The 6711-nt window shown below is 69.1% G+C and carries 6 protein-coding genes; 4 read left to right on the plus strand and 2 right to left on the minus strand.

The window, feature by feature from the left end:
- A partial coding sequence (locus tag AOK17_RS33445) for a LacI family DNA-binding transcriptional regulator (RefSeq protein ID WP_157881442.1) occupies nucleotides 1-660 on the minus strand: 660 nt, incomplete at its 3' end.
- Between the two features lie 528 nt (nucleotides 661-1188).
- Between AOK17_RS33445 and AOK17_RS33450 the strand changes: the two genes are divergently transcribed.
- The 4 genes from AOK17_RS33450 (at nucleotide 1189) to AOK17_RS33465 (ending at nucleotide 6056) form a co-directional block, all read left to right on the plus strand.
- A complete protein-coding gene (locus AOK17_RS33450) occupies nucleotides 1189-2511 on the plus strand; it encodes an ABC transporter substrate-binding protein (RefSeq protein WP_055616335.1) in 1323 nt (440 codons plus the stop codon).
- Nucleotides 2508-3536, plus strand: a complete 1029-nt coding sequence (locus tag AOK17_RS33455; RefSeq protein ID WP_055616336.1) for a carbohydrate ABC transporter permease — start codon at nucleotides 2508-2510, stop codon at nucleotides 3534-3536. The genes AOK17_RS33450 and AOK17_RS33455 overlap by 4 nt, the downstream gene beginning before the upstream one ends.
- Nucleotides 3533-4447: a carbohydrate ABC transporter permease gene (locus AOK17_RS33460; RefSeq protein ID WP_055616337.1), complete on the plus strand. Its 915-nt coding sequence runs from the start codon at nucleotides 3533-3535 to the stop codon at nucleotides 4445-4447. The genes AOK17_RS33455 and AOK17_RS33460 overlap by 4 nt, the downstream gene beginning before the upstream one ends.
- A 178-nt stretch (nucleotides 4448-4625) precedes the next feature.
- Nucleotides 4626-6056 (plus strand): GH1 family beta-glucosidase, encoded by a 1431-nt coding sequence (locus AOK17_RS33465; RefSeq protein WP_055616338.1) that lies wholly within the window; start codon nucleotides 4626-4628, stop codon nucleotides 6054-6056.
- A 168-nt stretch (nucleotides 6057-6224) separates the two neighbouring features.
- Here the strand turns inward: AOK17_RS33465 and AOK17_RS33470 are convergent.
- On the minus strand, nucleotides 6225-6711 hold a 487-nt coding region (locus tag AOK17_RS33470), incomplete at its 5' end, for a glycoside hydrolase family 18 protein (RefSeq protein WP_483855185.1).

Consider the following 6711-nt stretch of genomic DNA (forward strand, 5'->3'; position numbering starts at 1 on the left):
CTCGCGCAGCGCCTCGCGGTAGCCGTCGACACGGCGCTGGGCACCGAAGACGTCGAGGCGTCCCGCCAGGTGGGCTATGGTCTGGCGGCCCTGGGCGATCAGGTGTTCCACGGCGAACCGGCCGCCGCCGAAGTTGTCCGAGTCCACCGAAGGCAGCGTCTCGTCGGCCGAGCGCCGGCCGCTGATCACCGCCGGGATCTCCAGCTGGGCCAGCAGATCGGGCAGCGGGTCGTCCGCGTGGACCGAGACCAGCAGGACCCCGTCCACCCGGTGCGCGGCCAGGTACTGGGCCAGCCGGCGCCGCTCCCGGTCGCTGCCCGCGAAGATCAGCAGGAGCTGCAGCTCGGTGTCGGAGAGCGCCGCGCCCACTCCGCGCAGCATGTCGGAGAAGTACGGCTCGGCGAAGAAGCGGGTCTCGGGCTCGGGGACGACCAGGGCGATCGCGTCCGTACGGTTGGCGGCGAGGGCTCGGGCCGCCGTGTTGGGCACGTATCCCAGCTCCGCGACCGCCGCCTCGACGGCCGCGCGGGTGGCGTCGCTGACCCTCGGGGAGCCGTTGATCACGCGGGAGACCGTGCCGCGGCCCACACCGGCGCGCGCGGCGACCTCTTCGAGGGTCGGCCGTCCGCCGCTCCGGCTACGCGCTCCGTGGACTGCCATGGTCCGCCTCCCGTCCGGCACGGCTCTCGCCGCGCTTGGCCTGGAATGTAACAGTCGTGATCGGGACCGGGCGCCCGGAGTCCGGGCCTCCGCACACCGGCCGTACCGCCCGGCGCCCCGGGCGACACCCTGCTCGTACTCCCCCGGCACTCCGCCGCGAGCGCCGCCCCAGAGCCGTGCCACGTCCATGCCCCGTCCTGGACGCACCCAGGACCCGTCCTCGACGGAGCCACTCCGAGGCCGATCCGGCGCCTTCCCGAGGCCGTCCCGAAACCGTCGGAGACCTACTCTCCCGAACCCAACCTCCGTTAGCTAACAGCCCGATAACTGAAGACATATCTCTATGCCCTCTCCCTTGACACCCCCGCGCCGAGCGACGAACCTTCAACACATCACCTGTGGGAGCGCTCCCACAGTACCTGACACATACACATCCCGCACGTTCCCCGCCCGAGCCGCAGCGTGAACTAACGGGCCCAACAATGCAGTTGGCCGGGGGGTCGGCACGTCAGGCAACAGGAGGACGCAATGCGCACGAGTACCCGCGGGTCCCGCAGGCTGATGGCCCTCGCGGCCGTCGCCGCGCTGACGACGGGGCTGCTTGCCGGCTGCGCCGAGGACTCGGACGACGGCTCGTCGAACTCGGACGGCGGCAGCGGCGGAGGCAAGACCACGCTCACCATCGGCACCTTCGGTGTCTTCGGCTACAAGCAGGCCGGCCTCTACGACGAGTACATGAAGAAGAACCCGGACATCACCATCAAGGAGAACGTCACGACCCGTACCGACGTGTACTGGCCGAAGACGCTCACCCGTCTGCAGGCCGGTTCCGGTACCGACGACATCCAGGCCATCGAGATCGGCAACATCGCCGAGGCGGTGCAGACGCAGGCCGACAAGTTCGTCGACCTCGGCAAGGAGGTCGACAAGTCCCAGTGGCTGGACTGGAAGACGGCACAGGCCACCACCAAGGACGGCAAGACCATCGGGCTCGGCACCGACATCGGCCCGATGGCGGTCTGCTACCGCAAGGACCTCTTCAAGGCGGCGGGTCTTGAGACGGACCGCACCAAGCTCGCCGAGCAGTGGAAGGGCGACTGGTCCAAGTACGTCGACGTCGGCAAGGAGTACATGAAGAAGGCGCCGAAGGGCACCAAGTTCGTGGACTCCGCCTCCTCGGTCTACAACGCGGCGCTCGGTGGCGAGAGCCAGCGCTACTACGACGCGGACGGCAACGTCATCTGGGACAAGTCCACAGGCGTGAAGAAGGCCTGGGACGCCTCGATGGAGGTGGCGACCAGTGACATGTCGGCGAAGCTGAAGCAGTTCGACAAGCCGTGGGACCAGGCTTTCGCCAACGCCAAGTTCGCGACGGTGGCCTGCCCCGCCTGGATGATCGGCTACATCCAGGAGAAGTCCGGTGACGCCGGCAAGGGCAAGTGGGACATCGCGGCGGCGCCCACCGCGGCCAACTGGGGTGGTGCGTTCGTCGGTGTGCCCACGGCGGGCAAGCACCAGAAGGAGGCCATCGCCCTCGCGAAGTGGCTGACCGCCCCGGAGCAGCAGGCGAAGGTCTTCGCCAAGCAGGCGAGCTTCCCGTCGATCCCGGCGGCGTACCCGAGTCTGAAGCCGCAGGCCGCCACGACGGCGTTCTTCTCGGACGCGCCGATCACGCAGATCTTCTCCGACTCGGCGAAGACCATCCCGACGCAGATCTTCGGCGTCAAGGACCAGCCGATCGGCACCGCCATCACGGACATCGGCATCCTTCAGGTCGAGCAGAAGGGCAAGACCCCGGCCCAGGGCTGGGACGCGGCCAACAAGGAGATCAAGGACGTGCTCGGCCAGTGACCAGCTCCAAGCAGGCTCTCGCGCAATCCGCGTCGAGCGCCGACGCCGCGCCCGGCTCCCAGCCGGGCGCGGCGCGCCGTGCTCACGGTCGCGGTACACCGCCCCCGGGCCCCGACTCCTGGCGCAGCCGGCTGTACCGCTGGGACATGAAGGCGTCGCCGTACGCGTTCATCGCCCCCTTCTTCATCTTCTTCGGCGCCTTCGGGCTCGTCCCGCTGCTGTACACGGCCTGGTACTCGCTGCACAACGTGCAGCTGTCCAACCTGGACCAGCAGACCTGGGTGGGCCTGGACAACTACAAGAACCTGATGTCCTCGGACTTCTTCTGGGGGGCGCTGCAGAACACCTTCACCATCGGTGTGATCTCGACCGTGCCGCAGCTGATCATGGCGATCGGCATCGCGCACCTGCTCAACTACAAGCTGCGTGGCTCGACCATGTGGCGCGTCGTGATGCTCACCCCGTACGCCACCTCGGTGGCGGCGGCGACCCTGGTGTTCGTGCTGCTGTACTCCTGGGACGGCGGCATGATCAACTGGCTGCTGGGCTTCGTCGGGGTCGACCCGGTCAACTGGCGTGAGTCCACCTGGGGTTCGCAGTTCGCCGTCTCGTCGATCGTGATCTGGCGGTGGACCGGCTACAACGCCCTGATCTACCTCGCGGCGATGCAGGCGATCCCCTCCGACCTGTACGAGTCTGCGGCCCTGGACGGCGCCGGCCGCTGGCAGCAGTTCCGCCATGTGACGATCCCGATGCTGCGGCCGACGATCCTGTTCACGGTGGTCGTCTCCACGATCGGCGCGACGCAGCTGTTCGGTGAACCGCTCCTGTTCGGCGGGGCCAGCGGCTCGAAGGGCGGCTCGGAGCACCAGTACCAGACGCTCGGCCTGTACATGTACGACCAGGGCTGGATCATCGGCAACCTCGGCAAGGCGTCCGCGATCGCCTGGACGATGTTCCTGATCCTGCTGATCGTGGCCGCGGTCAACCTGCTGATCACCCGACGGCTGAGGAAGTCACAATGACCACAAGTGAACTGACACCCCCTCAGGTGCAGGATGCGGCGGAGAAGAGCGGCCCGGGCGGCACCGGGCGCCGCCGACTGCTCGGCGCCGGCAAGCAACTGCACGCGGGGCCGGTCACATATGTCGTCCTGGCCGTCTTCGCCCTCGTGTCGCTGGCGCCGCTGCTGTGGACGGTGGTCGCGGCCTCGCGCACCAACCAGCGGCTCGCCGAGACGCCGCCGCCGCTGTGGATCGGCGGGAACCTGTTCAAGAACCTCGAGGCCGCGTGGAACGAGGCGGCCCTCGGCACCGCGATGCTCAACAGCACGATCGTCGCCGGGACCATCACCGTCGGTACGGTCCTGTTCTCCACGCTCGCCGGGTTCGCCTTCGCCAAGCTGCGGTTCAGGTTCTCCAGCCTTCTGCTGCTGCTGACCATCGGCACGATGATGATCCCGCCGCAACTGGCGGTCGTGCCGCTGTACTTGTGGATGAGCGAGCTGGGCTGGTCCAACCAGCTGCAGACGGTCATCCTGCCCACCCTGGTCAGCGCCTTCGGTACGTTCTTCATGCGGCAGTACCTGGTACAGGCGCTGCCCAGCGAGCTGATCGAGGCGGCGCGGGTCGACGGCGCGAGCAGTCTGCGCGTCGTGTGGCACGTGGTCTTCCCGGCGGCGCGGCCGGCGATGGCCGTGCTCGGACTGCTGACGTTCGTGATGGCCTGGAACGACTTCCTGTGGCCGATCATCGCGCTCAACCAGCAGAACCCCACCGTGCAGGTGGCCCTGAACTCGCTCGGCACCGGCTACGTCCCCGACCAGGCGGTGATCATGGCGGGCGCGCTCCTCGGCACCCTGCCGCTGCTCATCGCCTTCCTGCTGTTCGGCAAGCAGATCGTGGGCGGGATCATGCAGGGCGCGATCAAGGGCTGACCCGCCGCGCCCGCCTCCGCCCGACGGAACCAACCCCTTGCGGTGCCCGGCCGGACCGGGCGAACCGCCACGCCTGGCCGAAGGGGCCGAGTCGCCGCCGCCTCGGCCCCTGCTCCTCCCCCCTCCGACCCCATATCCCCAGGTCTCCTACGACCTTTCCTCCCATGGGAGCGCTTCCATGCCTGAGCCCGCAACGCCCGTGACCTTCCCGCCCGCGTTTCTCTGGGGCGCGGCCACCTCCGCGTACCAGATCGAGGGGGCGGTGCGGGAGGACGGCCGTACGCCCTCGATCTGGGACACCTTCAGTCATACGCCGGGCAAGACGGCCGGCGGTGAGAACGGCGACATCGCCAACGACCACTACCACCTGTACCGCGACGACGTGGCCCTCATGGCGGAGCTCGGGCTGACCGCGTACCGCTTCTCGGTGTCGTGGTCCCGGGTGCAGCCGACGGGCCGCGGCCCCGCCGTCCAGCGCGGCCTGGACTTCTACCGCCGGCTGGTCGACGAGCTGCTCTCCCACGACATCAAGCCCGCGCTCACCCTCTATCACTGGGACCTCCCCCAGGAGCTGGAGGACGCGGGCGGCTGGCCCGAGCGCGACACCGCGCTGCGGTTCGCCGAGTACGCGCAGATCGTCGGTGAGGCGCTGGGCGACCGCGTCGAGCAGTGGATCACGCTCAACGAGCCCTGGTGCAGCGCGTTCCTGGGCTACGGATCAGGGGTGCACGCTCCTGGGCGTACGGACCCGGAGGCGTCCCTGCGTGCCGCGCACCACCTCAACCTGGCGCACGGGCTCGGGACTTCGGCGCTGCGCACCGCGATGCCGGCCCGCAACAGCATCGCGGTGAGCCTCAACTCCTCGGTGGTCAGGCCGCGTTCGCAGGACCCGGCGGACCTGGTGGCGGTCCGGCGCATCGACGACCTGGCCAACGGCATCTTCCACGGCCCGATGCTGCACGGCGCGTACCCGGAGACCCTGTTGACCGCCACGTCGTCGGTCACGGACTGGTCGTACGTCCTGGACGGCGATCTCGCCCTGATCAACCAGCCGTTGGACGCGCTCGGCCTCAACTACTACACGCCGACGCTGGTCGGCGCCGCCGAGACCGCCACGGACGGCCCGCGCGCGGACGGCCACGGGGCGAGCGACCACTCGCCGTGGCCGGGCGTGGACGATGTGATGTTCCATCAGACCCCGGGCGAGCGTACGGAGATGGGCTGGACCATCGACCCGACGGGCCTGCACGAGCTGATCATGCGCTACACGACGGAGGCCCCCGGGCTCCCTCTCTACGTCACCGAGAACGGCGCCGCGTACGACGACAAGCCCGACCCGGACGGCCGCGTCCACGACCCGGAGCGCATCGCCTACCTCCACGGCCATCTGTCGGCCGTGCGCCGGGCGATCACCGACGGCGCGGACGTCCGCGGCTACTACCTGTGGTCCCTGATGGACAACTTCGAGTGGGCGTACGGCTACGACAAGCGCTTCGGCGCGGTGTACGTGGACTACGCGACCCAGGCCCGTACGCCGAAGTCGAGCGCCCTCTGGTACGGCGAGGCGGCGCGGACCGGTGCGCTTCCTTCGGTGAACACGACCGAATAACCCCTCCCCCAGGGGGGACACGAGCGGACGGGGAACGGGGCGCGGCACTGTGAGGGGAGTGCCGCGCCCCTCCGTGCACCCCGGCCGGGTGGGGGGGAAGGCCGGCCGGGGCGTATGACCCCCGTGCGGAGATGGCTGGTCGGGCTTTCTGCGGGACCGCCGGTCGGGCTACTTGTAGGCGGCGAAGGCCTTCGCGAAGGCGTGCGGGTCCTGGAGGATCGAGCTGCAGGTCGCGTCGGCGGAGGGCTTGGTGCCGCCGGGGCACTGCTTGTCGCGGGTGGCGGACCACATGGAGAGCCAGCCGATCCCCTTCGACTGGGCGAAGTCCACGAGCTGGGTGGCGTCGTCGACCTTGAAGATCTCCGTCACCACGTCGTTGACACCGATCATCGGGGTGACGGCGACCGCCTTCCATGCCTCCGACTCGGACAGACCCAGGACTCCCTTGATCTGCGCCTGCGTAGCGGTCGCGGCCTGTTCGGCGTAGGTGCCCATGTCGCCGCTGTACGCCGGGCCGTAGTCCATCGCCATGATGTTGACCGTGTCGATGCCGACGCCGTTCGACTTGGCGTTGGACAGGAGGTTCACACCGTCCTGGGTGAGGCCCTCGGGCATGACAGGGAGGGTGAACGAGACGTCCAGGTCCGGGTGTTCG

It is taken from the genome of Streptomyces phaeochromogenes (genome assembly GCF_001418655.1).
In the GTDB taxonomy this organism is placed as follows: Bacteria; Actinomycetota; Actinomycetes; order Streptomycetales; family Streptomycetaceae; genus Streptomyces; species Streptomyces phaeochromogenes.